We start from the raw sequence: 26,161 nt of genomic DNA, 5'->3' as shown, positions 1-26,161 counted from the left end.
CCACCCACTCCTCCCGTCTCGGCGGTGGGTCCTTCGCCCACCCGGTGCCGAAGGAGGACAGCCCCGGTGACCAGTGCGGCGGAACCGCGTCGGCAGCGCGAACTGGCGTCGTTGTACGCCACCGTCAAGTCGCTCACCGCACTGGGCGAGCTCGACGAGGTGCTGCAGTCGATCGTCCACCACGCCCACGACCTGATCGGCACCGACTTCACCTACCTGTCGCTGGTCGGCGCGGACGGCAGGCTGTCGGCCCGCGCGTCGGAGGGCACGATCTCCGCGGAGTTCCTCGCGGCGACCATCCCGGCCACGGTGGGCCTCGGCGGCAAGGTGCTGGCCTCCAAGAGCCCGCACTGGGTGCGCGACTACGCCACCTCGACGCTCATCCAGCACGACCCGAACTTCGACCGCCTGGTCGTCACCGAGGACCTGGTGGCGCTGCTCGGCGTCCCGCTGGTGATCCGCGGCGAGGCCGTCGGCGCGCTGTTCGCCGCCGACCGCTCCGCACGGTCGTTCCAGGCCGAGGAGATCGCCCTGCTGAACGCGTTCGCCGACCACGCCGCGGTCGCGCTCGACAACGCCCGGCTCTACGAGGAGAGCCGGACCGCGTTGCGGGAACTGCGGGTCGCGTACGGGAAGATCGAGCGGGCGCAGGCGATCCACGAAGCCCTGACCGGTGTCGTGCTCGACGGCGGCACCCCCGGCGACGTCGCGCAGCACCTGGCCGACCAGCTCGGCGGCAGCGTCACGCTCCTCGACCGGGCCGGCAGTCCACTGGGGACGGAGCTGGCCGAAGCCGTCGAGGACGCCCGCCGGTCCGGCCGCTGCACGACGTCGTCCGGCCCCGGCGGGACGGACCGCAGCGTGGCGGCCGTCCAGGCGGGCGACAGCTACCTCGGCGCGCTCGTGTGGAGCCGGCCGTCGGGTACCGGCGACGACACGGACCTGCGCACCCTCGAGCGCGCCACGCACATCCTCGGGTTGCTCATCCTCAAGGAGCGGGCCGTCGCGGAGGCCGGTGAGCGGCTCAGCGGCGAGCTGCTGACCGAGCTGATGGTCGGCAGTCCCGGCATCGGCCCGGCCCAGCGCGCCCGCGCCCGTGCGCGCGCCATCGACGTCGACCGCCTGGATCTGGTGCTGGTCGCGGACTCCCCGGCGGTGCCGCCGGGGGACCTCGCGCGGCACCTGCACGACATCGCCCGTGACCGCGCCGGGCTGGCCGGCGAGCACCTTGGCCGGGCCACGATGATCCTGCCCGGCGCCGACGACGAGGCGACCGTCGCGGAAGTCCACACGAGACTCCGGCGGACGCTGGGCGCGCCCGTCATCGTCGTCGGCGAACGGGCCGGCGGCCACGACTGGGCCCGGGCGTTTTCGCTGGCCGGTCGCTGCGGCGCCGTCATGCGCGCGCTCGGGCACACCGACGGCGGCGCCACCACCCGCCGGTATGCCCTCTACGCCATGGCGTTCGACCCCGACCGGGCCGGCGAGCTCGACCGCTTCCTGGCCGGTTCGATCGGCGCGCTGCTCGAGTACGACCGGCGGCGGGGCACCGACCTGGTCGGCACCCTCGGGGCCTACTACGAGCACCGCGCCAACGTCGCGGCCACCGCCCGCGCGCTGCACCTGCACGTCAACACGCTGCTCAAGCGCCTGGACCGGGCGGCCACGGTGCTCGGCTCCGGCTGGCGCCACGAGAACGACCTGGAGCTGCAGCTCGGGCTCCGGCTGCACCAGCTGCGGGCAGCCGGGACCTGAGACCGCTCAGCCGACCTTCGCCGAATCGCGCAGGGCGGTCTTCGAGATCTTGCCGGTGCCCGTCTTGGGCAAGGCGGGCACGAAGACGAATTCGTCGGGCAGCCACCACTTCGCGACCATCGGCGTGAGGTGCGCCAAGAGCTCTTCGGCGTCGGTCCGGCTGCCTTCGCGCAGCACCACGTACGCCACCGGGCGTTCCATCCACCGCGGGTCCGGGCGGGCGATCACCGCCGCTTCGACGACGTCGGGGTGGGCGGTGATGGCGCTCTCGAGCTCGACCGAGGAGATCCACTCGCCGCCGGACTTGATCAGGTCCTTGATCCGGTCCACCAGCCGCAGGTAGCCGTCGGCGTCGATGGTGGCCAGGTCGCCGGTGCGCAGCCAGCCGTCGGCGGTGAAGCTGGCGTCGGCGGCCGCCCGGTAGTAGCCGCCCGCCACCCAGGGGCCGGCGACCTGCAGCTCGCCGACGGCGTCCCCGTCGCGCGGCAGTTCCCGGCCGGTCTCGACGTCGGCGATCCGCAGGTTCACCAGCGGCAGCGGCTGGCCCTGGGCGGCTCGCACCGCCACCCGGTCCGCCTCGGGCGCGTCCCGGTGCTGGGTGCGCGTGCCGCCGATCGCCCCGACCGGGCTGATCTCGGTCATCCCCCAGGAATGCGTGATGGGCACCCCGATCGCGGCGTGGAAGGCCTCCGACAGCGCCGGCGGGACGGCCGATCCGCCGCCGAGCAGGAACCGCGTCGCGCTCAGGTCGTGCTCCCGCAGCCCGGGCGCCATGCTCGTCCACACCGTGGGGACGGCGCCGGCGACCGTGACCCGCTCGGCCGCCATCAGCCGCAGCAGGTGGTCCGGCGCCGCGGACGGGCCGGGCAGGACCAGTGACGCGCCCGTCATCATCGCGCCGTAGGGCAGGCCCCAGGCGTTGGCGTGGAACATGGGCACGATCGGCAGCACGACGTCGCTTTCCGTGAGGCCGATGAAGCCCGCGGCGAGCGTCCCCAGGCCGTGCAGGACCGTCGACCGGTGGCTGTAGAGCACGCCCTTGGGCGGGCCGGTCGTGCCGGAGGTGTAGCAGAGCCCGGACGCCAGGTGTTCGTCCGCGAGCGCGAACGTCTCCTCGAACGAGCCCGTGGCGGGCGCGGCCGCGGACACCAGGTCGTCGTAGTGCAGGACGCGGGGGTCGTCCGGGATCGGCTCGTCGCTGTCGTCCGGCAGCACCACCCAGTGCCGCACCCCCGGCAGCCGGACGGCGCTCGGCCAGATCCGCGGCAGCAGCGCGCGGTCGACGAACACGACGTCGTCCTCGGCGTGCTCGACGATGTACTCGAGGTGGTCCGCCGGCAGCCGGATGTTGATCGGGTGCAGCACCCGCTTGGTGACCGGAACCGCCAGGTAGAGCTCGAGGTGGCGGCGGTGGTTGCTCGCGAAGGTCGCGACCCGGGCACCGGCCGGGACGCCGAGGGCGTCCAGCGCGGTGGCCAGGCGCCGGGTCCCGGTGGCGACCTCGGCGTACGTCAGCCGTTCACCTCCGGCCGTGACGACTTCCTTGTGCGCGTAGAGCCGCTCGGCACGCTCCAGGAGATGGGCGATGGTGAGCGGCCGTGGCTGCATCAGCCCGTCCATGGCGCCTCTTCCGGTCGGGGATCTTTCCCGTGACTTTAAGAGCGGGTCACGGCCGGGGAAGAGGGCGGAATCGCCCACTCGTCGGGCTGCCGCGGTGGTGATCACCTCCACGTCCGCCCGCACCGGCTCACGGGTAGGGGCGGTTGAAGCGGGGCGGGACGTAGCTCAGGTAGCGGCCCGGGACGCCGTCCACGGCGGTGGACAGGGTGTTCATCGTGCGGGGAGACGTGTCCGGCCAGTGGCCGGTGCGCAGGCGGGTCAGCACGCGGTCGATCGCCGCCTGCTGTTCGCCCGTGGTGTACGTGCAGTGGCCCGCCGTCCGGACGTACGTCTGGCGCAGCAGGGACTCGGCGCCCGCCCGGTGGGCCAGCGACTCGTACGACGACTGCTGCGCCACCGTCGAGATCTGGTCGCCGGTGCCGTTGACCGTCAGCACCGGGATCCGCAGCTCGCCGGTGAACACGATGCCCCGCCGCAGGTACGCGACCGCCGCCGGGTCGGCCGAAACGCGCGGGGCCGCGGCGAGCCGGGCGAAGTCGGCCCGCAGGTCGAGGCCCGCGCGGGCGTACAGCCGCCGCACGGCGGTGCGCTGCTCCGGGGCCGCCAGCGCGAACTGGCGCGCGTAGTCCACCCCCGTGTTCCACGACGGGTTGCCGCCCGCCAGCTGCTCGATCGTCCGGCGGCTGCTGACCGCCTGCCCGAGGTACGGCAGCGGCCCGCCCGCCAGCGCGAGGTACATCCCCTGCTCGACGCCGTCGGCGTCGCGGGCGTCCGGCACCGGGGTCGGCGAGCCGTCCGGGGCCACGCCCCAGCCGGGCAGCTGGCCGATCGCCGCCGCGAGGGCGATGCGCGCCTTGCCCGCCGGGGTCGCCTGCGCCGACGTCACCGCGGAGATCCACCGCTGCTGCGTGCCCGGGACGTCGGCGGGGAGACCGGTCGCCGGAAGCTCGGGGAACAGCAGGGTCTTGAGCGTGAACACCGTGTCGAGCTTCTGGTTCCACTGCCCCACCGCGCCGCCGAGGCCGCCGCACATCGGGATCGCCGCGGCGAACCGGCCGGGGTACACCTGCGCCACCCCGGCGGCGACCATCCCGCCCATCGACCGGCCCTCGGCGATCGCGTACCGCGCCCGCCCGAACGCGGCTTCGAACGCCCCGAGCGCCTCCGCCTGGTTGTCGATGGCCCGCGCGATGTTCCAGCTGCTGACCGTGCGCGTGGTGCCGCCGACGGCGTAGCCGCGGTTCACCAGGCTCGCGGTGAGCGGGCTGGTCAGGCCGCCCGCGGCGAAGTCGAGGTCCACCAGCACCGCGCCGTTCCACCGGGCCGGCTTGGCGAACGCGTACGGCGTCCCGTCGGCCAGCTGCCCTTCGGCGCACTGCGCGGCCGCCGGGCACGGCGAAGCCGCGTGGGCGGTCGCCGGGACCGTCGCCACCAAGGTGGCCACGGCCAGGCCGCCCCAGAATCTCCTGCTCATGCCCAGCTCCTCAGAAGTTCTTGCTCGTGACGGTCCAGCCCGGGGTGGCGCACAGGCCACAGCCCGCGCCGAGGAAGTAGCCGCGCGCGGTGCGGTTGCCGGTGAGGGTGAAGTCGAACCAGGCGACCAGGACCCGCACGGCCTCCTCGCGGACGCTCGGGTCGGGGCTGCCGTCGCGCTGGCCGTAGACGAAGCCGGTGTGGCCCGCGGCCGCGTTGGTCGCCCGCACCGCCGGGACGGTGACCAGGTCGTAGTTCTCGCCGCTGTTGGCGTAGGCGACGTCGCTCGGGCCGCCGTCGGCGAACAGCACCGGCGTGTGCAGCTTCCGCAGGTTTTCCCGGCCGTAGCCGAGGGTGCCGTCGGCGAAGAACCCGCTGTCGAGCGACAGCACCGACTTCACCCGGGGGTCCGCCGCGGCGACGAGGGCTTCGAGGCCGCCGCACGAGTGCCCGGCGACGCCGATCCGCCGCGGGTCGAGCTTGTTCCGCAGTTCGCTGCCCGGGCGGCCGGTCTCCCGCTCGGCCCAGGTGATCGCGTCGGTGATCACCGCCGGGACCGGGGAGCCGTTCTCGGTGAGGGCGGGCTCGTCGAACCCGCCGACCGCCAGGACGACGAACCCGTGCGCGGCCAGCAGCGTCTCCAGGGTGAGCAGCTCGTCGTTGCTGGTGTGCCGGCAGGCGCCGTTGCCGAACACCACGACCGGCAGCCTGCCGCGCACCCGGTCGAGGTCGGCGGGCCGGTAGACGGTGTACTCGGCCGCGTAGTCCCCGGTTTTCGCCGCGCCTTCGCGCACGACCGGGTGGAACACCGCGGAGGCGGGCGGTGCCACAGTGTCCACGGTGTTCGCAGTGTCCATATCGGATGGACCCGGCACGCGCACCGCGGCCACCGCGACGAGCGCCGTCACCGCGGCGGCGAGCGCCGGCTTGAGGAATGCCTTGCCCATCGGAAGTCCTTTCGTCATCCCGGCGTGGCCGCGTTGAAGACCGGCTTCGGCACCGAAACCTGGTTCAGCCCCCAGCGCGACATGATCCCGACGTACGTGCCGTTGTCGAACAGTTCTTCGAACACCCGCTGCAGCACCGGCCCGAGCTTCGAGGACTTGGGGACGTACAGGGCCAGGTCGTCCTTCGTCGCCCCCTGCGCATCGGTCTGGGTGACGTACCGGTACGCGCCCTGCCGCTGCGTCACGTCGATCGCCGCGGCTTCGGTCATCCCCGCGGCGTCGGCCTGGCCCGAGCCGACGGCCTGCAGCGTGCCGTCGGTGTCGGCGAGGCCGACGGCCTGCGCCGCCGGGTGCCTGGCCGCCGTGCAGGACCGGGACAACGCCTCCAGCTGCGCCGCGACGACGCTCGCGGTCACCACCGCGATCCGCTTGCCGCAGAGGTCCTCGGGCCGGGCGATCCCGGCCGTGGAGCCAGCGGGGAACACGTACGCCGTGCGGGTGGTCATCCAGGTGATCGTGTCGAACTGCTTCTCGCGCTCGGCGGTGGCCTTGACCGGGCCGTTGAACGCGTCGTACCGGTGGCTCAGCATCCCGTCGAGCGCGGCGGGCAGCCCGGCGACGACGATGGTCTGGGTCCGGACGCCGAGCACCTGGCCGATCGCGGCCTGGAAGTCGGCGTCGATCCCGGTGACCGTCCCGTCCGCCGCGACCGTGCGGTAAGGCGGGTGGGAGTCGCCGGCGAACCGGATCACCCCGGCCTCCTTGATCGCCTGCGGCAGCGCGTCGTGCAGGGACGCCACCACCGGGAGGTTCGTGCCGGTGGCCAGCGACGGCGAGCCGGCGCCCACCGAGCAGCCGGTGGTGGTGGTCAGGGCGAGGGCGGCGAGGATCGCACTCCGGCTACGTCGGCGAAGTGAAGATCGCACGGGACTCCTTTCCGGACGGTCAGGTCAGTTCGTCGAGCCAGGCGGTCATCCGCGCGGTCAGGTCGTCGCCGGTGCGCGCGTCGACGTTGTCCGCGGGCAGTTCCAGGACCGGGATGCCCGCCGCGCGCAGGGCGCGGGTGGTGAAGTAGCTGCCGCGCGCGTCGTCGGAGACGAGGTGCACGACGCCGTCGACGCCGTGGTGGCGCGCTTCCTTGACGTACCACTCGGCCGACCACGGCGGCGTGTAGAGCTGGTCGCCGAACGCGGCGAAGCGGGCGGCCAGCGCGCGCAGCGGGTCGTCGCCGTAGCGCAGGTAGCCGTCCGCGGCGATGGCCAGGTACATCGACCACACGAAGACCGCGCCGTGTGACTCCTGGAACCGCCGGTAGAAGTCCAGGTCGAACCACAGGCCGCGGCCGATCCACATCAGCCGCAGCCGCTCGTCCGCGCACACCGCAACGCCCGCGTCGATCCGGTCGCGCACCTCGTCGTGGAACGCGCGCGCGGCGTCGCGCGCCCATTCGGTGCCGCGGTGCCACTGGGGCACCATGACGCTCGGGATGCCGTCGGTGACCGCGATCGGGCACGGCCGGGCGGCCGCGACCAGGTCCCGGGTGCGGCGGTTCCACTCCTGCTGCTCGTTGACCAGGTCCAGCACCTCGCGGAACCGGGTCTCGGAGAACACCCGGCCGGTGGTCTGCTCGAGGAACCGGATCAGCCCGGTCAGCTCGCCGGTCAGCAGGTCGAGGCGGTCGCTGCCGATGGCCTCCTCCCAGCGGTGCGGCATCAGCTCCCACCACCGCGGCGGCACCTCGTCCTCCGCCGCGCTCTCCAGCGGGTAGTACGTGACGCCGGGTTGCGCGCCCCAGACGTCGAAGATCTTCCGGGCCGCGTCGCCGGTCGTCTCGCCGAGCACGATCGACGGCGTCGGCAGCCCGCCCCACGGCGCCTGGTCCGGGTCGTCTTCGAACGCCGAGGCCAGCGACGTCGCGCTGTACTGCTCGATGTAGTCCGGGTAGCCGCGCTCGCGCAGCAGGCCCAGGTAGCGCTGGGTCTGGCGTTTCGCCGCGACGATCGAGGCCCACCACTGGTTGACCACGTACGGGATGTCCATCGCGCGGAAGACCTCCTGGGGCGCGTCCGCGTTGACCAGCGCCAAGGGGCCGCTCTCGGCACGCACCCGGGCGAACCACTCGCGCTGGTAGGTCGTCGCGGTGGTCGCCGACGCCAGCCGGGCGGTCACGCCGCGGCTCCGGCCGGTACCAGGGCGGCCAGCGCTTCCGCCGTCAGCCCGCCGTAGGGCTGGCGCTCGGCCAGGACCGCGGGCAGCCCGGTGGCCGCCCGCTGCTCGGGGAAGTCCCACGGCGGGGCGTCGTCGTGGACGCGGGCGTAGGAGAACAGGACCTCGGCACCGCAGGCGCGGGCGGCCGCGGCGGTGTGCGCGGCCCGCTGCCGGATCGACGCGCGCGGAGCGGCCGGGCCGTTGTACTGGTAACGCTCGGCCAGCGCCAGTTCCGTCGGCGCCGCGCAGGTGCGGGCGAACAGCAGCTCACCCCAGTCGTGGTCCTCCCCCACGACGAAGAACCCGTTGCGCTCCAACGTGGCGTACACCTCGGGAGAGTCGTGGGAACTCCCGGTGAGGAACAGCCGCACTCCGTCGATCGCGCGCCGGCCGGTCAGCGCGCGATCGACGAGGGTGATGGCGTCGGTGACCGGCACCGCGGTGGTCGCGGCGACGGTTTCGAGGAACCGCGTACCGCTCAGCCGGTTCGCCCGGCGCAGGGCGGCGAGCCGGCCGAGCGAGCGCCGCAGGGTGTCGTGGGCGGTGATGGCCGCGGCGAGGTCGTCGTCGCCGATCGGCCGCCAGCGGCCCAGCCACTCGCGCAGCTGCGCGATCTTCGCGTGGACGTACCGGGTGGTCGTGTGGTGCGGCAGGTGCAGCACGTCCACCAGCCGCAGCGGCGGCAGCCCGAGCGCCGGCTCGATCCGGTGCAGCTCCCGCAGGGCGTAGAACAGGCGCAACGACGCTTCGCAGTCGCGCGAGACGACGATGGCTTCGAGCGGACCGTAGTCCCCGGTGAGGATCCGGGTCAGGATCGACCGGGCCACCGGGTCGACGCCGCGGCCGAGGTAGCGGTCCCCGAGCGAGCTGTCGCCGCCGGGCTTGCCGGTCAGCCGCAGCGGCCGCAGCCCGGCCGCGGTGATCAGCTCGACCGGGACGTCGGCGCCGACGTACCCCACGGTGCTCAAATGACCGCCTCCGCGACCAGGTCTGCGAGCTGCTCTTCGGTGTAGCCGAGCAGCTCGCGGTAGACGTGCTCGTTGTGCTCCCCCAGCCCGGGCGCGGGCCGGTCGAGGGCGACGCGGGCGGCGGAGAACCGGATCGGCACGCCGGTGCCGGCCAGGTCGGCCACGTCGCCGTGGCGCGGGTGCCGCAGCGGCACGACCTCCTCGCGCGCCAGCACCAGGGGATCGCGGACGGCCTCACGCGGCTCACGGACCTCGGCCGCGGGCACGCCCTCGGCGGTGAACGCGGCGAGGATGTCTTCCAGTGGCCGCACCCGGCACCACTCGCGGATGAGTTCGTGCAGTTCGTCGGCCGCGCGGACGCGCTGGTCGCGCGTGCAGTAGCGGTCGTCCTCGGCCAGCTCCGGACGGCCGATCGCGCGCAGCACGCCGTGCGCGAACGCGTCGGTCGGGGCGCAGAGCGCGAGGTAGCCGTCGGCGGCGGGCAGGATCCCGAACGGCGCCAGCCGGGGCACCATCGACCCGGTGCGCTGGGGCAGGCCGACCGCGTCGAAGGCGTCGAACGGCTCGCAGGCGACCAGCGAGGTCAGCGCGCCGAGCATCGACACGTCCACGCGCTGGCCCTCGCCGGTGTGTTCGGCCTGCAGCAGCGCCGACACCGTGCCGACCACGGCGAACAGCGGGGCGAGGAGGTCGCCGATCGGCAGGCCGAACCGCACCGGGCCTTCGTCCGGCTCGCCGGCGGTCATCATCACGCCGCTGAGCGCCTGGATGATCGAGTCCATCGCCTTGCCCGATCCCGGGCCGCCCTGGGCGCCGAACCCGCTGATCGAGGTGTAGACCAGCCGCGGGTTGATCTCGCGCACGTGGTCGTAGGAGATGCCGAGCCGGTCGGTGACACCGGGGCTGTAGTTCTCCACCAGCACGTCGGCGTCGCGGACGAGGTCGGTGAACACCGCGTGCGACCGCGGGTTCTTCAGGTCGAGGGTGACGCTGAGCTTGTTGCGGCCGCGCAGCAGCATCGACACCGAGAGGTCGTCGTCGTGCCGCCGGGCGAGGTTCAGCCCGTCGCGCCCGACGTAGGGCGCGTTGTTGCGTGAGGAATCCCCGCCCGTGGCGGGGTTTTCGACCTTGATCACGGTGGCGCCGAGCCCGGCGAGCAGCAGGGTCGCGTACGGCCCGGCGAGCGCGGTGGTCAGGTCGACGACGGTGCGGCCGGCCAGTGGCTGGTCGGTCATGAAGGAACCCCCTCGGTGAGATCGACGAGCACTTCGGTGCCGCGGGTGGTGAACCGGCCGCCCAGCCGGGCGCCGCGGGTGATGTCCTCGACGTACTTCGTCACGGCCTCGCCCTCCGGCGTGCCGCCGACCGGGACCGGGCGGCCCCGGTCGTCGATCCAGCACGGGACGAACCCGGCTTCCCGCAGCCCGGTCCCGTCGAAGCGGCAGAAGGCGATGACGGTGTTGCGGCTTTCGGGGTGGAACGGGAAGAACGGCATGTCCGGGTCCGGGGCGAAGCCGTACAGCTTGGTCCGCCGCTCGGCCCACGCGCGCAGCTCGTCCGCGCCGACGCCCGCGCCTGGGGTCAGCGCGTGGGTGACCGTGACGAAGTTGCCGAGGCCGTGGAAGATCGGTCGTCCTCCGTGGACTTCGATGCCGCGCATGATGTGCGGGTGGTGGGAGAACACCGCGTCGGCACCGGCGTCGACCGCCGCGCGGGCGACCGGGCGCTCGTACATCGCGACCTCGACCGGGGTGTGGCCGACGCCCTTGTGCAGCGCGACGAGCACGACGTCGGCCTCGGCACGCAGGCGGCGCACGTCGTCGGCCATCGCGTCCAGGCTGTCCGGGTCGGCGAAGGTGTAGATCTTCGGTGGCCCGCCCGGGCTGGCGTGGTCCAGCTCGTAGTGCGTGAGCACGTGGACGTACGCGCAGCCGGGCTTGCGCGAGCCGGCCCAGGACTCGCGCGGGCCGACGCAGTTGTAGGACAGCACGCCGATGCGCAGGCCCCCGCGTTCGACGATCGCCGGGCGCCGGGCTTCGGCGAGGTTCGTCCCGGCACCCGTCGTCACCATCCCCGCCGCGCGGGAGTACGCGATCGTGTCGGCCAGCCCGCCGGCCCCCGCGTCGAGGACGTGGTTGCCCGCCAGGGTGACCACCGCGAACCCGGCCCCGGCCACCGCTTTCAGCGCCTCGGGGTCCGCGGGCGGCGCCGGGACGTCGGTGCTCTGCTGGACGGCCGTGGTCGAGTGCGGCACCTCGACGTGCCCGATCGCCAGGTCCATCGCCTGCAGCACCGGCGCGGCCGGGGCGAGGAAGAACTCGGGGTCGGGCTCGTCCAGGATGAGGTCGCCGACGGCGCCGACGGTGATCACGAGACACCCTCCTTTTCGGACAGATGACGGGACAGGAAGGCGCGCAGCCGGTCGGTCCGCGGCCGGGCGAACAGCTCGTCCGGCGGGCCCTCTTCGACGATCCGGCCCGCCTCCATGAACACGCACCGGTCGGCCGCCTCGCGGGCGAAGGCCATCTCATGGGTGACGACGACCATCGTGGTCCCGGCCGCGGCGAGGTCCCGCAGCACGGCCAGCACCTCGTCGACCAGCTCCGGGTCGAGCGCGCTGGTGGGTTCGTCGAACAGCATGATCCGCGGCCGGACCAGCACCGCGCGGGCGATGGCCACGCGCTGCTGCTGGCCGCCCGAGAGCTGCCGCGGGTAGTGGTCCTCGCGCCCGGCCAGGCTGATGCGCGCCAGCAGCTCCCGCGCTTCCCGTTCCACAGTGGACCGGTCGCGGCCGTGCACCCGGATCGCCGCGTCGGTGACGTTGCGCAGCACGGTGAACTGCGGGAACAGGTTGAACTGCTGGAAGACCATGCTCATCCGCCGCCGCTGGGCGGCGATCCGCCGCTCGGTGAGCGCCCGCAGCCCGCCCGGCGTACGCCGGTACCCCAGCAGCTCGCCGTCGAGGTACAGCGCGCCGCCGTCGATCGGCTCCAGCTGGTGGGCGCAGCGGACGAGGGTCGACTTGCCGGACCCCGAGGGCCCGATCACCACGACGGTCTCGCCTTCGCTCACGTCGAGGCTGACCCCCGCCAGGGCCGTCACCGCACCGAACTCCTTGCGGACGTCGCTGATCCGCAGCACCGGCGCGCTCACCGGGCACTCCGGTGGCCGCGGGAGAAGTGCCGTTCCAGCCGGCGCTGCCCGGCCGTCAGCGCGGTGACCACGACGAGGTACCAGAAGCAGGCGACCAGCAGCATCGGCACGATCTCGTAGGTGCGGTTGTAGATCACCTGCACCGAGTGCAGCAGGTCCGACATCGCGATGACCGAAACGAGCGCGGTGCCCTTGAGCACGTTGATGAACTGGCTGCCGGCGGGCGGGATGATCACCCGCATCGCCTGGGGCAGCACGATCCGCAGCAGGGTCTGGCCCGGCGGGTAGCCCATCGCCCGGGCCGCATCGCGCTGGCCGGGGTCCACCGACAGGACTCCGGCGCGGAAGATCTCCGCCAGGTACGCCGATTCGACCAGCGACAGTCCGATCACCGCGGCGGTCAGCGGCGTGATGACGGTGTTGGCGTCCCAGGTGCCGAAGACCGGGCCGAACGGGACGCCGATCGACAGCCTGGGCAGCAGGTAGGCGAGGTTGAACCAGAAGATCAGCTGCACCAGCGGCGGGATCCCGCGGAACAGGCCGACCCACAGCGTCGCCACCCACCGGGCGGGCGCGAACCCGCTCAGCTGCATCGCCGCGACCACGCCGCCGGCCAGCGAGCCGAGCACCATCGCGGCGAGGGCGAGCAGCACCGTGGTGCCCAGACCGGCCAGGACGCTCTTCTCGAAGAGGTACTTCGCCACGACGTCCCACTGGAACCGGTCGTTGCCGGCCAGGAAGACGGCCAGCTGCGCGGCCATCACGACGAGCACGAGCACGAACAGCCAGCGCAGCGGGCGGAACCGGCCGCGGGCCCCGGCGACGTCGTCGTCGGCCGCCGTCGGCTTGTCCACTGTGGACACGGTGGTCATTTCGCGGTCGCCGCGTCGAAGATCGGCTGCGGAACCGTGACGTCGTCGAGGCCCCACTGGTGCATGATCCGGGTGTAGGTGCCGTTGCGGAACAGCTCTTCGAACGCCTTCTGCAGCACCGGGCCGAGCTTCGCCGGCTTCGGCGTGTAGAGCGCCAGGTTGTCCTTCGTGGCGCCCTGCTCCTCGGTCTGCGTCACGTACTCGTACTGCCCCTTCTGCTGGGTGGTCACGTCGATCGCCGCGGCCTGGGTCATCCCGGCGGCCTCGGCGCGGCCGGACTTGGCGGCCAGCAGGGTGGCGTTCGTGTCGTCGAGCCCGACCACCTGCGCGGCCGGCTTCTGTGCGCGCTCACAGAACGCGGACAGCTTGGCGAGCTGGTCCTCGACGACGCTGGCGGTGACCACCGCGACACGCTTGCCGCACAGGTCGGCGGCCTGCTTGATGCCCGCGGTGGAGCCGGTGGGGACGACGTAGGCGGTGCGGGTGGTCATCCACGTGACCGTGTCGAACTGCTTCTCCCGCTCCGCGGTGGCCTTCACCGGCCCGTTGAAGGCGTCGTACCGGCCGCTGAGCATGCCCTGCAGCGCGGCCGGGAGCCCGCTGACGATGGTGGCTTCCGTGCGCACGCCCAGGATCTGGCCGAGCGCCTGCTGGAAGTCGTGGTCGATGCCGGTGACCGTCTTCCCGTCCGGGCCGACGGTGCGGTAGGGCGGGTGCGAGTCCCCGGCGAACCGGAGGACACCGGCGTCCTTGACCGCCTGGGGCAGCTGGTCGTGCAGCGCCGGGACCGCGGTGAGGGCCGCGGCGGAGGGGGCGGCCGCCGCGCCGTCGTCGACGGTGCAGCCGGCCACCGCGAGACCGGCGGCGGCCACCGCGAGCGCGCTTCGACGCCATTGACGAAGTGAGGAACCCATGTCGTTTTCTTCCTGCGGGGGCCGTCCGGAAGGGGCGGCGCGGAAACCTGGGAGAACGATTGGTTGCTATCTGGGCGCCGATCGTCGCATGATGTGTCGCGTGATTCAACCCCTCGCTTCGGCCGTCCCGCCGGAACTGCCACCATGGACCGGCGCGGCGGACCGGCCGCCAGGAGAGGCAGGAGCGCGATGACAGTGCCGCCCTCGGGGCCACTGCCCCGCTCACAACAGGGAGCCGAGCCGCAGCTCCTGCTCACCTCGCTGCTGGGCGACTTCTGGTACTGGCGCGACGAGCACATCCCGTCGGCCGCGCTGGTCCAGCTGCTCGGCGAGTTCGACATCAGCCCGGCCAGCGCCCGGGCGGCGATCCGCCGGCTCGCCGCCCGCGGCCTGCTGACGGTCTCCCGCAGCGGCCGCACGACCGCGTACGGCATCCCGGCGCGGACGTCCGAGGTGATCGTCGAGCGCACGCACCGGATGCTGACCTTCGGCACGACCGCGCCGGAGTGGGACGGGCGGTGGACGGTGGTCACGTTCTCCGTGCCGGAGCAGGACCGCGGCCTGCGCACGGCGCTGCGGTCACGGCTGCGGGTCCTGCGCTTCGCGGCGCTGTACGACGGGGTCTGGATCAGCCCGCACGACCTCGCCGAGCCGGCCCTCGCGGCGCTGCGGGAGCTGGAACTGCGCACGGCGACGGTGTTCCGTGCCACCGAAGTCCCGGGCCCGGCCGCGGCGGTGACGGCCTTCGACCTCGGGCCGCTGGCCCGGGAGTACGAGCAGTTCGTCGAGCGCTACGAAGAGGTGCTGACCGGCCTGGACGCGGGCCTGATCAGCCCGGCGCAGGCTTTGCGCACCCGCACCGAGCTGCGCGTGGACTGGCGCCGGTTCCCGGAGACCGACCCGGACCTGCCGGCCGAGCTGCTGCCGTCGGACTGGGCGCGCGACCGGGCCCAGAAGGTGTTCCTGCAGATCTACGACCGCCTCGGCCCGCTCGCGGAGTTACGCTTCCGCCAGGTGCTGGCGGACACGGACCCGGCACTGGCGGAGCTGGCGGCCCACCACGACTCGGCCAAGGTGGCGGCGCTGTTCGCGGCACTGGGCGACCGCCACCCGGCGGGCGACACGCCGTTCGAGCAGGCGGCGGAAGCCCGCCGCCTGGACGACGCCCGGCGCGGGTGAGCGGCAGTTTGCCAGCCGGGCGTGCCGGAAGGTGCCGCGACAACCGTCAGCGGGCCGGCGGTGCGACACCGGCCGCCGACATGACTTCGGCTATCTTGCGGGTGATCGGGTCGTCCGCACCGCGCAGCCCCACGAAGACCCGCAGCACCGTCGTTGCCTTGTCGCGAACCGACCGCAGTTGCCGCCCGTCGTCGGCCAAGCGCAGTTCGGTGAGGCGGAGCGCGATCTTCTGGAGGTCTTCCTCGCTCACACTGTCACCGACCGATTCCCGGATCAGTTCGGTAAGCAGCAAGTCAGCCTGCTCGAGCTGGCCCGTCTCGAACAGCAGAGAAGCAACCCTAAACTTCGTGACCACCGTGTGTGCGTGATCGGCACCCAGAATCCTGACCCGGTCGCGGAGCAGGCTCTGCCGGTGACGAAGCACTTCGTCGAACGCCACCCCCGAACGCCACATCGTGCCTCCGATGAGGTCTCTTACCTGCAGAACCCGGGGACTGTCCGGACCATAGGCCTGGATGTACCTCGCCCGTATGTCGTCCAGCATGCCGAGCGCCCTCTGCGGTTCGTCTTCCGCGACGAAGGAAGCCAGGTAGTGCCTCGCCAGGAGAGTGGACAGGTGCTCACTCCCGAACACCTCTTCGTGCGCCGGAAGCATCTCGTTGAGCAAGCCGATCGCGGTCGGGAGGTCGCCGCACATGCCGATCGAGTACGCGTACCAGCGCCGCGCGTCCAACGTGTCACGGTGGTGACGGCCCAGCATCTCGCCAAGATCCCGGATAAGCTCCGGGAACACTTCCAGCGCCTTGGCGGCGTGCGGCGAATCGGCGATGCTCTCCGCGTACAAAAGCCTCACGTGCAGCGTCTCGGGGTGTTTGTCGCCGAACCTTGCCCTTCGGTCCTCGAGCAACCCGTCGAAAGCGCTTGTCACACGAAGCTGGTCACCGTAGGCGGCATAGAATTCGGCGGCGGTGTCCGCACCGGGAACACCATGCCCGGCCGCTTCACGAAAAGCGTGAGCGGCGACGTCGTGCTGCATGACCCGCGCCGCCGTCTCCCCGATGCGGAAGACCTGCCAGGGTTCGGCACGGCCGATGAGCGTCTGCCACGTCGGCGACGGGACCAAATCCAGCCCGGGAAGATCCACGAGGTAGTCGAAGGCGATGTAGTGGTCAGGACTCTCTGACGGCAGCAACAGACTACTGGCACCGTGGCTGGTCTTCGTCGCCCAGGCGAGAGCTTCCGCCAGTGACTCCGGGCGCAGCACCTCGCCGCCGTGTTCGCGCAGGTAGTAGCGCGAAAGGTCCACCAGGAGGTCCAGCGGCACCGGGTCGTCGATCCCCGCCCGGCGGCAGTCCACCCCGGCCGCCACCAGAGCGGCGCCCTGCGGGTGCGCGGATGGTGACCAGGCATTGCGCCAGTTGCGGACCAGTTCCGGCCCCGCGGCGAGCACTTCCGCCAGGCCAAATTTCTCGATGCTCGCCAGCGCCGCCCGGATGCGCGGGTCGTCGTCGCAGCCCCGGGCACGCTCGATTTCTGCGTTCGTCCAGCGCCGGGCAAGGCCGACCACGCTCGCCAGCCGCAGGATGTCGCGCGCATCGCGCCAGGCGTCCAGATCCGCGCCGGCCACCCCGGTTTCCTCCCGGGCGCCGTAGCGGTCGAACTCGGGACTGCGCATCGTCGCGGCGACGACGAAATGGCCCCACCGGCGGCCGAGGAGCCGGTTCAGCAGAACTGGCGTCAGTCCCCCTGCCCCGAGGAACCGCTCGAGGTCATCCAGCCACAGCACGCATCGAGGCGTGTCGGTGGCGGTCCCGATCACGTCGGTCAACGCCTCGCGGCTCGCCGGCACCAGCAGTACGTGATCCGGGCACACCGCCCGTACGGCCTCGTAGACCGCGCGCGTCTTGCCAGCGGTCGACTCGCCGACGACGAGGACGAACCCGCCCCGGCGGATCAGACCGCCCAGCTCGTCGTGCAGGTCCCGGCGAACGTACGGCGGTGTCCGGTCGAGCGTCCGCTCTCCGGCGACGTCCCGGACGACCGCCTCCGCCGGGTGCACTCTCAGCACGATCGGATCATCGAGGTCCCGTACCCGCAGCGGCCGCCCGCCGATCCCGGCGGCGAGCATCCGGAGCGGACGGGCGTCACGCCGTTCGGCCTGCCGTTCGAGGACGTCCTTGCCCCGGGCACTCGCCACCGTGAACACGGCGACAGCAACGGCAGAGCCGACCGAAACCGCCGCGACGCCCGGGACCCACAACGCGACGACACAGCCGATGAGCGCACCCAGCACCGCGGCACCGCTCAGCAGTCCCCACCCACGCGCGGCACGGAATCGAACTTTCAGGAGACGCCATGATCGGAACGAGAAGCCGCCCACTCAGTCCTCCTCCGCCCGGCTCGATCGGAATCCACCAAGTCTTCCCGGAAACATACGGCACCGCGGATTTCCGTTCGGGACAAAAGCCGGCCGACGGAATGCGACCGCTGCTCAGCCGCCGGGCGCGATGACGCTCCGCACGGACTCCCGCGGCAGCTCGCGCCACCGGTCGTGGGCCTCGGCGGGTTCCGCGGCCGTGGCGGCGTAGACGGTGCTGACCGGTGACCACGCCACCGACATCGCAATCACCATCGCCATCGCCATCAGGTCGAACGGATCCCCCGCCCGGACCAGCCCCGCGGCCTGCGCGTCGGCGATGGCCCGCAGCGTCGGATCGTCCAGCCGGTCGGCGTCGTCCACCTTGGTGCGCTGATGGTCGATGCCATGGACCTCCTGGTGGGCCGCAAGAAACCGACCTCGGCAGGCAGCGGCGGCCACCCGGCCACCGCGGCGATGCTCGACTTCTGCGCCCGGAACGGTGTCACCGCGGACGTCGAGGTTCCGTCGGCACGGGTCGACGAAGTGCTGGACCGCCTGTCCAGGGGCGACGTCCGCTACCGCTTCGTCCTCGACCTGGCCGGCCTCGACTCGTGAAGCGCCGTCAGCGGGCCGGTGGTGCGCTCACCCTGAGCACGTTGCCGTCCGGGTCGTGGACCCGCATCTCGTACATCCCCCACGGCCGCACCACCGGTGGCTCCGCGATCTCCGCCCCGCGCTCGCGCCACTCCCGGAACAGCCGGTCCACGCCCGCGGCCGCCGGGACGTCCAGGTGCAGCCGGGTCGAGTGCGGGCCCGCCTGCTCGGTGAGCATCAGCTGCACGTGGTCACGTCCGACGAGCGCGGTTCCCGGCTCGGTCGGCTCCTCCGCCGCGAGGAACCGGCCCTGTCGGTCGGACCAGCGCCAGCCCACCCGGAACCCCAGCACGTCCGCGTAGAACGCGACGCTCGCCGCCAGGTCGCGCACCAGCAGGTTGGGCCGGCAGGCGAAGAGGTCCGGTCCCCGGTCTTCGGCGAGCAGCCCGAACAGCAGGTCGTCGGTCCACTCGCCCTTGAGCCAGGTGTGCCGGCGGCGGAACCCTTCGTGGACGAACCCGAGCCGCCCCAGCAGCCGCGCCGACGGCGTGTTCCGGGCGTCGCACTCCGCCGAGACGCGGCGGATCCCGCTCGCGAGCACGCGGTCCAGCACCGCCCGCACGGCCTCGGTCGCATACCCCCGCCCCTGGTGGGCGCGGGCGAGGGTGAACCCCAGCTCGGCCTGCATCCGGTTGTCGTGGACGCACACCCCGACGTCCCCGATCAGGCCGCCGCCGTCGCGGAGCGCCACGGCGTACTGGAACCAGCCGGGCGCCCCCTCCTGCGCCGCCGCGAACTCCGCCACGAGGTCCGCGGCGTCGGTCACCGGCACGTCCCAGGACTGGTGGCGTGCCACCTCCGGATCCGAGCGGTAGGCCTCGAACACCGGCACGTCCGCGGCCTCGAACCGGCGCACGACCAGGCGCTCGGTCACCACTGGAAGCTCGTCCACCGGTCCAGCGTAAGGGTCAGCTCGTCGTCCAGCGCTGGTTGCCGCCGCCGTTGCAGGTCCAGATGATCACCTTGGTGCCGTTGGCGGTCGCCGCGCCGCTGACGTCCAGGCACAGCCCCGACTGGCCGTTCGTGACCGTCCCGTTCCCGGCGAACGTCCACTTCTGACCGGTTCCGCCGGTGCAGTTCGCGATCACCGCCGCCGTGCCCGCCGCGGTCCCGCCGCCCGCGGTGTCCAGGCAGCGCTTGGTCCCGCCGGAGTACACGCTCAGCTCGCCCGCGGTGCCGCGGGTCCACTGCTGATTCGCCCCGCTGTTGCAGTCCCAGATCTGGACCTGGGTGCCCGCGGTCGTCGACGAGGCGGGCACGTCCAGGCAGCGGTTCGCCGCGGCGGCGCGCACCGGGCCGGTGCCGCCGCCACCGGGGTTGCCGCCGTTGAGCGTGTCGAGGACCGCCGTGTACGCCTGCTTCTTGCCGTAGTTGCCGTCGAACAGCAGCGGCGTGTCGCCCGAGCGCCACGAATACTTGTCCGTGACGCCCCAGACGGTGATGCCGGTGCACCGGGACACCGCCAGGCACGCCTGGGTGACCTGCCGGTAGACGTTCGCCTGCCCGGATCCCGAGCCGCCGATGTCCAGCTCGGTGATCTGCACGTCGACGCCGAGGTCGGCGAAGCGCTGCAGGTTCGCCTGGTAGCTGCCGAGGTTCGAGTTCGAGCTCAGGTGGCTTTGGAAGCCCACGCAGTCGATCGGCACGCCCCGGCTCTTGAAGTCCCGCACCATGTTGTAGATGCCGGTGCTCTTCGCGTTGATCCCGTCGGTGTTGTAGTCGTTGTAGCAGAGCTTGGCGGCCGGGTCGGCCGTGCGGGCCGCGCGGAAGGCGTCCTCGATGTAGCCGTCACCGAGCTTCTGCTGGAAGGTCGCCTGGCGGCGGGTGCCGTTCTCCTCGAACGCCTCGTTCACCACGTCCCACGCGATGACCTGGCCCTTCCAGTGCCCGGCCACCTGGCTGATGTGGTTGAGCATCGCCGAGCGCAGGTTGGCCGCGTCCAGCCCGCCGACCCAGTTCGCCAGCTGCTGGTACCACACCAGCGTGTGCCCGCGGATCTTCATCCCCTGGCTCTTCGCCTGGCTCACGATCCGGTCCGCGGGCGCGAAGTTGAACTGGTTGCGGCTGGGCTCGACGGTGTCCCACTTCATCTCGTTCTCCGGCGTGACGCCGGTGAACTCCGCCGTCCACGTGTTCACGTACGCGGACTCGCCCAGGTGGCTGGTCGAGATCGCGGCGCCGAAGTACCGGCCGGACTGCGCCGCCGCGGCCCCGAGGGTGCCCGCCGCGCCGGCGACGCCGGGCGAGAGCACCAGGGCGGTCGCCGACAGGACGGCCGCCGCGAGGGCGGCGGTCCGCGGCCGCCGTGGGAGTGCACTGGTGGTCATCGAACGCCCTCGATCCGTCTCAGCCCAGCGTCCACTGCTGGTTGCTGCCGCCGTTGCAGGTCCACAGCTCGACCGGCGCGCCGTCGGCCGTCGAAGCGCCGGTGACGTCGAGGCACAGTCCGGACTGGGCACCCGTCACCGTGCCGTTCGAGTTCACGGTCCACTGCTGGTTGCCCTGCCCGTTGCACGGCCAGGTCACCACCTTCGTGCCCGCGCTGGTGCCCTGGCCGGACGCGTCCAGGCACAGCGTCGCCCCGCCGATCGTGGCCGTCAGCCTGCCGTCCGAGGTGCGCGTCCAGGCCTGGTTCGCCTGGCCGTTGCACCCGGCGATCTGCAGCTGCGTGCCCTGGGCGGCGCCGGACAGGCACTTCCCCGCGCCGACCGCGTGCACCGGGCCGGTGCCGGTGTTGCTGCCGCCGGTGCCGTACCCCGCCGCGACGATGTTGGCCTGCACCGCGTTCTCCGTGGCGTCCGACGGATACCCGGACGTCATCACGCCTTCGTAGAACGTGCCGGCCGAACCGATGCTGTTGTCGCCGCCGGTGCCGAGGATGATGGCGCCTTCCTTGCGCATCGGGTTGTAGCCGGACACGTTCGGGCGCACCCCGTCGTAGAAGGTCGACACGCCACCGGACTGGGCGTTGCCGCCGCGGATCGCCCAGCGGTTCGGGCCGCCCTTGATGATCGCGGTGAGGTACCGGTGGCTGATGCTGGGATCGTTGGCGTTGTACCGCTGGTTCACGCCGGAGAACAGGCCGTTCTCGAGGTCGGCCATGATCCACGGCCCGTTGCCGGAGCCGTAGCCCCAGACCTTGATGTTGCCGAAGTAGATGGCCTCCATCGTGCCGTTGCCGTTGTCGCGGCTGTTGCGTTCGGCGTTGCCGTAGTCGAAGCAGCAGCCGCCGTTGTAGTGCGTGCCGTCGAAGATCGCGTACATGCCTTCGGGCTGGTCGCCGGTCGCGGTTCCGGTGGCGTTGTTGTTGCGGTAGCCCGTCCCCGGTGCCACGAACACGCCGTACGCCTTCTGGCCGCCGATGGTGATCGGGGCCGCCGCCGCGTTGGCCAGGTTGTCGTACCCGCCCGCGGCCGGGCCCTGGAACCCACCCGGTGGGGCCTGGGTGAGCCGGTTGTTCCGGCCGGACTGGTCGTAGATGACCGTGATCAGGCAGGTGGTCCCCGCGCAGAACGCGTCCTGCGCGGCCGCGTCGGCCACCCCGCCGGCGGCCTGGACGCCGATGTCCCGCGTGGTGTTGTCCGAGGCCCGCCGGACCTGGTACAGCGAGCCGCTGTACGCGCCGTACAGCGCCCGGGTGGTCGAATGCGCGGCCACACAGGGCGTGCCGCCCGCCGCGTAGATGTCACACGGCCCCTCGGTGGCGGCCTGCGACGTCGTCGCCGTGCCGGTCACCGCGCCCGCGGCGATCACCACGGCGGGCCACATCCTCGTCCAGCGCTTCTTCATCGCGAACTCCTCTGTCCGGACGGCGGTTCCGCTAGCTCCGCGTCCACTTCTGCGCGTTGCCCCCGGTGCAGGCCTGCAGCGTGACCGGTGTGCTGTTCCCGGTGCCGTTCCCGCTCGGGGTGAGGCACAGTCCTGATTGGACACCGGTGATCGTGCCGTCGGTGGCCACCGTCCACTGCTGGTTGGCGCCGGTCGAGCAGTCCCAGATGATCGCCCGGGTGCCCGCGGTCGTGCCCGCGCCTTCGGCGTCCAGGCACTTGTTGCCGTACACCAGGAGCTGCTTGCCCGACGTCAGCGTCCACTGCTGGTTGCTGCCGCCGTTGCAGTCCCACAGCGTCACCTGCGTGCCGTTGGTCTGCGACACGTTCGGGACGTCGAGGCAGCGCCCGGCCGCGGTGTTGCGCAGCACCGACGTCGACCCGCCGCCCGAACCGGCCACCGAGAGGTTGTCGAACTGGGCGGTCTCCCCCACGGCCGTGCCGATGCCGACCTGGCCGGCCGGGAAGGTGCCGTCGGTGACCGTGCCGACCACGTTCCCGTCGACGGAGGCGGTGATGGTGCTGCCGGAGAAGCCCAGCGACAGCTGGTGCCAGCTGCCGGTGCCGAGCGCGGTCGTGGTGCCGGTGCGCAGCGTGGTGTTCTGCTGGCTGGTGTTGTTGCGCCGGATCGACCAGGATCCGTTGTCGCTCACGCGGAAGTAGTACGCGTTCAGCGCGCCCTGGTTGCCGGTGTCCTGCGAACCGGCCCGGCCGAGGAGCTCGACGTACCCGGACTTCTCGAGCAGCACGTCGGTGCTGAGCGTGTAGTTGCTCCAGGCGATGTTGCCCAGCAACGCGTAGGGGTCGACGAACTTCTTCCACGGGATCGTCTTCTGCGTCGCGGCCTGGCGCACGCAGGTGCCCGCCCGGCCGGCGCCGCACGCGGAGGTCTCGAACGCGCCCTCCATGTCCATCAGGTACTTGGCTTCCTTGCCCTTGGCGTAGGAGTCGAAGTCGTCGCTGTAGGGCAGGTTGAGCGACCCCTGCGGCGGGCTGGTCGCGGTGCCCTTGCCCTGCCCGGTGGTGGTCGTGATGGAGTACAGGTAGCCGGGCTGGGCGGTCAGGGTGAAGGCGCCGCCGGACGGCGTGATGTCGGTGCTGTGGACGAAGTGGTCGTTCCCGTTGTTCGAGTTGAGGTTGGTCGCCCACACGTGCACCTGGCCGGTGGACAGCCCGCCGGTGACGTTCAGGTTCAGCGTCTGGGCCGAGGTGGCGTCCATCGTCTCGATGATCGTGCTGTAGTCGGTGTTGTTCGGCGACTTCAGCGAAACGTAGCTACCGCCTGCCCGGTTGCCGCCGAGGTAGCCGCTGGAGGAGTCGAGGTACTTCCAGCCGGGCGCGGTGAACTGCGTCGTGTGCGCCAGCGCCCACGAGTCCTTGCCGACCGAGTAGTAGCCGGACCAGGGCTGGTTGGCGAGGATCAGGCCCACGGTCGGCCACGGGATGTTCGGGGTGACGGCGGCGATCAGGTCCCAGTTGAGGTACGCGGTCATCTTGCCGTCGAGGTAGACGCGGTTGATCCCGCGGGCCAGCGGCTTGGCGCCGTCGTTGTAGTCCTGGGAGCCGTTTTCGCTGGACCACAACGTCTTTCCGGTGTTCGTCACGTTGGCCGGGACACTGCAGGACGTCTGCGCGCTGAGGTAGCCACAGGTGTAGTGGGCACTGAGCACGTCGGTCGCGTTGCGGTAGGCGGTGTTCGTCGAGATCGCGCTCGCCGGTCCCCAGTCCCCCGGCCACGAGTCACCGGAGATGATCTTGACGGCGTTGTACCCGTTGGCGTTGAGCGCGTTCCGCAGGGTGACCGTCCAGTCCGCGCTCCACTGCTTCTCGTTCTGGACGCTCGTGAGGTAGTCGATGGTCAGCCCGTGCTGCTTGGCACAGCCCAGCCACGACAGGTAGTAGTCCGTCAGGTCGTTGGAGAAGAACGTCCCGTTGCCGATCCAGCCCGGCGCGCCCCAGGGCAGGCCCACGAGCTTGATGCCGGGGTTGCGCGCCTTCGCCTGCTCCATGATCCACCACTCGTACCCGCGGTTGCAGTCGAGATCGCCGCGGAAGTGGGAATGACTGGGCTCCGCGCCGCTGGTGGAGTTGGTGTCGCCGCCCATTTCGACCTTCAGGATCTGCAGGGCGGCCCCGTAGCCGGGCTTGAACAGGTAGTCGAGGATCTGCCCGCGCTGCGGCTCGGGGTAGTCGATCAGCAGGCGGCTGTTGCCACCACCGCCGCTGACCGCGCCGACGCCGTCGAAGGTGCGGCCACCCGAACTCCCGTTGATCGTGATCGAGGTGGCGGCCTGGGCGGCCGGCGCCGTGGCGACGACCCCGCCGGCCACGGCCAAGAACACCGCCGCGGCCACGGCTCCCACGCTCCGGAACATCGTTGTCCTCACTTCCGACGAAGGGGCGGCGAAACTTTCGAGCCTGCCGGCGAAACAATCAGCCGGCGGCGACACGCCGGGCGTTAACGCTAACAGCCACGTTGCCCACTGAACAACCACTGAACCCCGGCACCGGCGGCTCTTTGCGAAACAACGCATCGCCACCCACTCCGGAAAGGCATCACCGCAGCTCAGCGGCTTTTCGCTGCTACGAAACAACGCATCGCGCAAATGTAATTTTCGGGCCGGCGAGCGAGCGCGACTCGGGTAACCCTTTCCCGGGCCGCCTTCCCCGGCTACAGTCTCCGATTGCTGGGAGCGCTCCCAGGCACAGTTTCCGGAGCCACCCCGTCGTTCGAAGGAGAACGTGCATGCGCAGCAGGACAGTGGCCGCCGGTGGGCTCGCCGCGGTGGCCGTGACCGGTGTCGTCGCCACGACCACGTGGGCCGGCGCGCAGGCCGCCGCCTCGGCGTACTACGTCGATCCGGGCACCAACGCGGCCAAGTGGGTCGCGGCGAACCCCGGCGACTCCCGCGCCGCGGTCATCCGCGACCGCATCGCGGCGGTACCGCAGGCGCGGTGGTTCACCACCACGAACACGTCCACCGTGCGCGGCGAGGTGGACGCCTACACCAGCGCCGCGGCCGCCGCGGGGAAGATCCCGATCATGGTCGTCTACGACATCCCGAACCGCGACTGCGGCGGCGCCAGCAGCGGCGGCGCGCCGTCCCACGACGCCTACCGGGCCTGGATCGACCAGGTGGCGGCCGGGCTGGCCGGCCGCCCCGCGGCCATCGTGCTCGAGCCCGACGTGCTCCCGCAGATGACGAGCTGCCAGAACAGCGACCAGCAGCGCCAGACCTCCGCGTCGATGGCGTACGCGGGCAAGAAGCTGAAGGCGGGCTCGTCCCAGGCGAAGGTGTACTTCGACATCGGCCATTCCGCCTGGCTCTCCGCCGGCGAGGCCGCCTCGCGGCTGCGGGCCGCCGACATCTCGAACAGCGCCGACGGCATCTCGACCAACGTGTCCAACTACCGCTCGACGTCCGACGAGGTCGCCTACGACAAGGCGATCCTCAACCAGCTCGGCGACTCGCGCCTGAAGGCCGTGGTCGACACGAGCCGCAACGGCAACGGCCCGCAGGGCAGCGAGTGGTGCGACCCCGGCGGGCGGGCGATCGGCACGCCGAGCACCAACCAGACCGGCGACGGCCAGATCGACGCGTTCCTGTGGGTCAAGCCGCCGGGTGAGGCGGACGGCTGCATCGCCACGGCCGGCCAGTTCGTGCCCCAGCGGGCCTACGACCTCGCCATCGCCGCCGGGCCGATCGAGACCACCACCCCGACGACCCCGACGACTCCCACCACGCCGACCACCCCGACCACGCCCACCACCACGACCCCGCAGCCGACCGGCGGCTGCAAGGTCACCCACCGGGTGGTCAGCAGCTGGCCCGGCGGGTACACCGGCGAGATCGTCGTCGAAAACCGCGGTGCCGCCCTCAGCAGCTGGACGCTGAAGTTCTCCGCGCCCGGCGTGACCGTCACCAACGGCTGGAACGGGACCTGGACCGACGGCGGCGACGTCGTCACGGTCGCCAACGCGTCGTGGAACGGCAACCTGGGCACGAACGCGACGGTCACGCTCGGCTACAACGCCAACTACACCGGCAGCGCGCCGCCGTTCCTGCAGCCGGCGCTCAACGGGACCTCCTGCTCCTGAGCCCGGCGGCGGGCAGGCTGATCGCGACGTTCACGCAGAGCGCCGTGACCGGCCTGCCCGCCTCCGCCGACCGGGCCGAGGCTCGACACCGCCGACACCGACCGTTCTATCTGCTAAGCTGGGCTCAGCGAAC

The 26,161-nt window shown here is 72.0% G+C and carries 21 protein-coding genes; 4 read left to right on the top strand and 17 right to left on the bottom strand.

The genetic code is table 11. The features are described from left to right. The first annotated feature begins 66 nt into the window (after positions 1-66). Complete coding sequence (locus ACWEGE_RS08255; protein WP_449659745.1) at positions 67-1,755, top strand: helix-turn-helix domain-containing protein; 1,689 nt, start codon at positions 67-69, stop codon at positions 1,753-1,755. A 6-nt stretch (positions 1,756-1,761) separates the two neighbouring features. Here the strand turns inward: ACWEGE_RS08255 and ACWEGE_RS08250 are convergent, their stop codons facing one another. The 11 genes from ACWEGE_RS08250 to ACWEGE_RS08200 all read right to left on the bottom strand — a co-directional run bounded on the left by ACWEGE_RS08250 (position 1,762) and on the right by ACWEGE_RS08200 (position 13,910). Beyond that, positions 1,762-3,375, bottom strand: a complete 1,614-nt coding sequence (locus ACWEGE_RS08250; RefSeq protein ID WP_449659744.1) for a long-chain fatty acid--CoA ligase — start codon at positions 3,373-3,375, stop codon at positions 1,762-1,764. Between the two features lie 127 nt (positions 3,376-3,502). Then, complete coding sequence (locus tag ACWEGE_RS08245; RefSeq protein ID WP_449659743.1) at positions 3,503-4,849, bottom strand: hypothetical protein; 1,347 nt, start codon at positions 4,847-4,849, stop codon at positions 3,503-3,505. A 10-nt stretch (positions 4,850-4,859) separates the two neighbouring features. Next, the gene (locus ACWEGE_RS08240; protein WP_449659742.1) at positions 4,860-5,795 is read right to left on the bottom strand and encodes a poly(ethylene terephthalate) hydrolase family protein; all 936 of its coding nucleotides are present in this window, start codon (positions 5,793-5,795) and stop codon (positions 4,860-4,862) included. A 14-nt stretch (positions 5,796-5,809) separates the two neighbouring features. Beyond that, a complete protein-coding gene (locus ACWEGE_RS08235; protein WP_449659741.1) occupies positions 5,810-6,721 on the bottom strand; it encodes a transporter substrate-binding domain-containing protein in 912 nt (303 codons plus the stop codon). A 19-nt stretch (positions 6,722-6,740) separates the two neighbouring features. Continuing rightward, a complete protein-coding gene (locus ACWEGE_RS08230) occupies positions 6,741-7,964 on the bottom strand; it encodes a 2-hydroxyacyl-CoA dehydratase (RefSeq protein WP_449659740.1) in 1,224 nt (407 codons plus the stop codon). Then, the gene (locus tag ACWEGE_RS08225) at positions 7,961-8,962 is read right to left on the bottom strand and encodes a 2-hydroxyacyl-CoA dehydratase (protein WP_449659871.1); all 1,002 of its coding nucleotides are present in this window, start codon (positions 8,960-8,962) and stop codon (positions 7,961-7,963) included. The genes ACWEGE_RS08230 and ACWEGE_RS08225 overlap by 4 nt, the downstream gene beginning before the upstream one ends. Positions 8,963-8,967: 5 nt before the next feature. After that, positions 8,968-10,206 (bottom strand): CaiB/BaiF CoA transferase family protein, encoded by a 1,239-nt coding sequence (locus ACWEGE_RS08220; RefSeq protein ID WP_449659739.1) that lies wholly within the window; start codon positions 10,204-10,206, stop codon positions 8,968-8,970. Continuing rightward, entirely contained in the window at positions 10,203-11,342 is a 1,140-nt protein-coding gene (locus ACWEGE_RS08215; protein WP_449659738.1) for a CapA family protein, read from the bottom strand. The genes ACWEGE_RS08220 and ACWEGE_RS08215 overlap by 4 nt, the downstream gene beginning before the upstream one ends. Next, positions 11,339-12,124 carry an amino acid ABC transporter ATP-binding protein gene (locus tag ACWEGE_RS08210; RefSeq protein WP_449659737.1) on the bottom strand — a complete coding sequence of 262 codons (786 nt, stop codon included), beginning with the start codon at positions 12,122-12,124 and terminating at the stop codon, positions 11,339-11,341. The genes ACWEGE_RS08215 and ACWEGE_RS08210 overlap by 4 nt, the downstream gene beginning before the upstream one ends. After that, positions 12,121-12,996 carry an amino acid ABC transporter permease gene (locus ACWEGE_RS08205; RefSeq protein WP_449659736.1) on the bottom strand — a complete coding sequence of 292 codons (876 nt, stop codon included), beginning with the start codon at positions 12,994-12,996 and terminating at the stop codon, positions 12,121-12,123. Before ACWEGE_RS08205 ends, ACWEGE_RS08210 begins: the two co-directional genes overlap by 4 nt. Further along, positions 12,993-13,910 carry a transporter substrate-binding domain-containing protein gene (locus tag ACWEGE_RS08200; protein WP_449659735.1) on the bottom strand — a complete coding sequence of 306 codons (918 nt, stop codon included), beginning with the start codon at positions 13,908-13,910 and terminating at the stop codon, positions 12,993-12,995. Before ACWEGE_RS08200 ends, ACWEGE_RS08205 begins: the two co-directional genes overlap by 4 nt. A gap of 189 nt (positions 13,911-14,099) precedes the next feature. On the opposite strand from ACWEGE_RS08200, the gene ACWEGE_RS08195 reads away from it, so the two are divergent. After that, the gene (locus tag ACWEGE_RS08195; protein WP_449659734.1) at positions 14,100-15,089 is read left to right on the top strand and encodes a PaaX family transcriptional regulator; all 990 of its coding nucleotides are present in this window, start codon (positions 14,100-14,102) and stop codon (positions 15,087-15,089) included. A gap of 46 nt (positions 15,090-15,135) precedes the next feature. Here ACWEGE_RS08195 and ACWEGE_RS08190 read toward each other — a convergent pair whose 3' ends face one another. Further along, complete coding sequence (locus tag ACWEGE_RS08190; RefSeq protein WP_449659733.1) at positions 15,136-17,469, bottom strand: hypothetical protein; 2,334 nt, start codon at positions 17,467-17,469, stop codon at positions 15,136-15,138. A gap of 111 nt (positions 17,470-17,580) precedes the next feature. Then, complete coding sequence (locus ACWEGE_RS08185) at positions 17,581-17,829, bottom strand: hypothetical protein (RefSeq protein WP_449659732.1); 249 nt, start codon at positions 17,827-17,829, stop codon at positions 17,581-17,583. A 24-nt stretch (positions 17,830-17,853) separates the two neighbouring features. Here ACWEGE_RS08185 and ACWEGE_RS08180 point away from each other — a divergent pair, with 24 nt between their 5' ends. Next, positions 17,854-18,063, top strand: coding sequence for a hypothetical protein (locus tag ACWEGE_RS08180; RefSeq protein ID WP_449659731.1), 210 nt, complete (start codon positions 17,854-17,856; stop codon positions 18,061-18,063). Between the two features lie 7 nt (positions 18,064-18,070). On the opposite strand, the gene ACWEGE_RS08175 is transcribed toward ACWEGE_RS08180, so the two are convergent. The 4 genes from ACWEGE_RS08175 to ACWEGE_RS08160 are packed head-to-tail and all read right to left on the bottom strand — an operon-like array spanning position 18,071 to position 24,292. Further along, positions 18,071-18,994: a GNAT family N-acetyltransferase gene (locus tag ACWEGE_RS08175; RefSeq protein WP_449659730.1), complete on the bottom strand. Its 924-nt coding sequence runs from the start codon at positions 18,992-18,994 to the stop codon at positions 18,071-18,073. Between the two features lie 16 nt (positions 18,995-19,010). Beyond that, positions 19,011-20,429 (bottom strand): endo-1,4-beta-xylanase, encoded by a 1,419-nt coding sequence (locus ACWEGE_RS08170; protein WP_449659729.1) that lies wholly within the window; start codon positions 20,427-20,429, stop codon positions 19,011-19,013. A 19-nt stretch (positions 20,430-20,448) separates the two neighbouring features. Further along, positions 20,449-21,891 (bottom strand): arabinofuranosidase catalytic domain-containing protein, encoded by a 1,443-nt coding sequence (locus ACWEGE_RS08165; RefSeq protein ID WP_449659728.1) that lies wholly within the window; start codon positions 21,889-21,891, stop codon positions 20,449-20,451. A 31-nt stretch (positions 21,892-21,922) separates the two neighbouring features. Next, positions 21,923-24,292, bottom strand: a complete 2,370-nt coding sequence (locus ACWEGE_RS08160; RefSeq protein WP_449659727.1) for a ricin-type beta-trefoil lectin domain protein — start codon at positions 24,290-24,292, stop codon at positions 21,923-21,925. A 398-nt stretch (positions 24,293-24,690) separates the two neighbouring features. On the opposite strand from ACWEGE_RS08160, the gene ACWEGE_RS08155 reads away from it, so the two are divergent. Next, a complete protein-coding gene (locus ACWEGE_RS08155; RefSeq protein ID WP_449659870.1) occupies positions 24,691-26,028 on the top strand; it encodes a glycoside hydrolase family 6 protein in 1,338 nt (445 codons plus the stop codon). Positions 26,029-26,161: the final 133 nt, after the last annotated feature.

The organism is Amycolatopsis sp. NPDC004747 (assembly GCF_053601335.1).
This window is presented reverse-complemented; position numbering and strand designations above follow the sequence as displayed.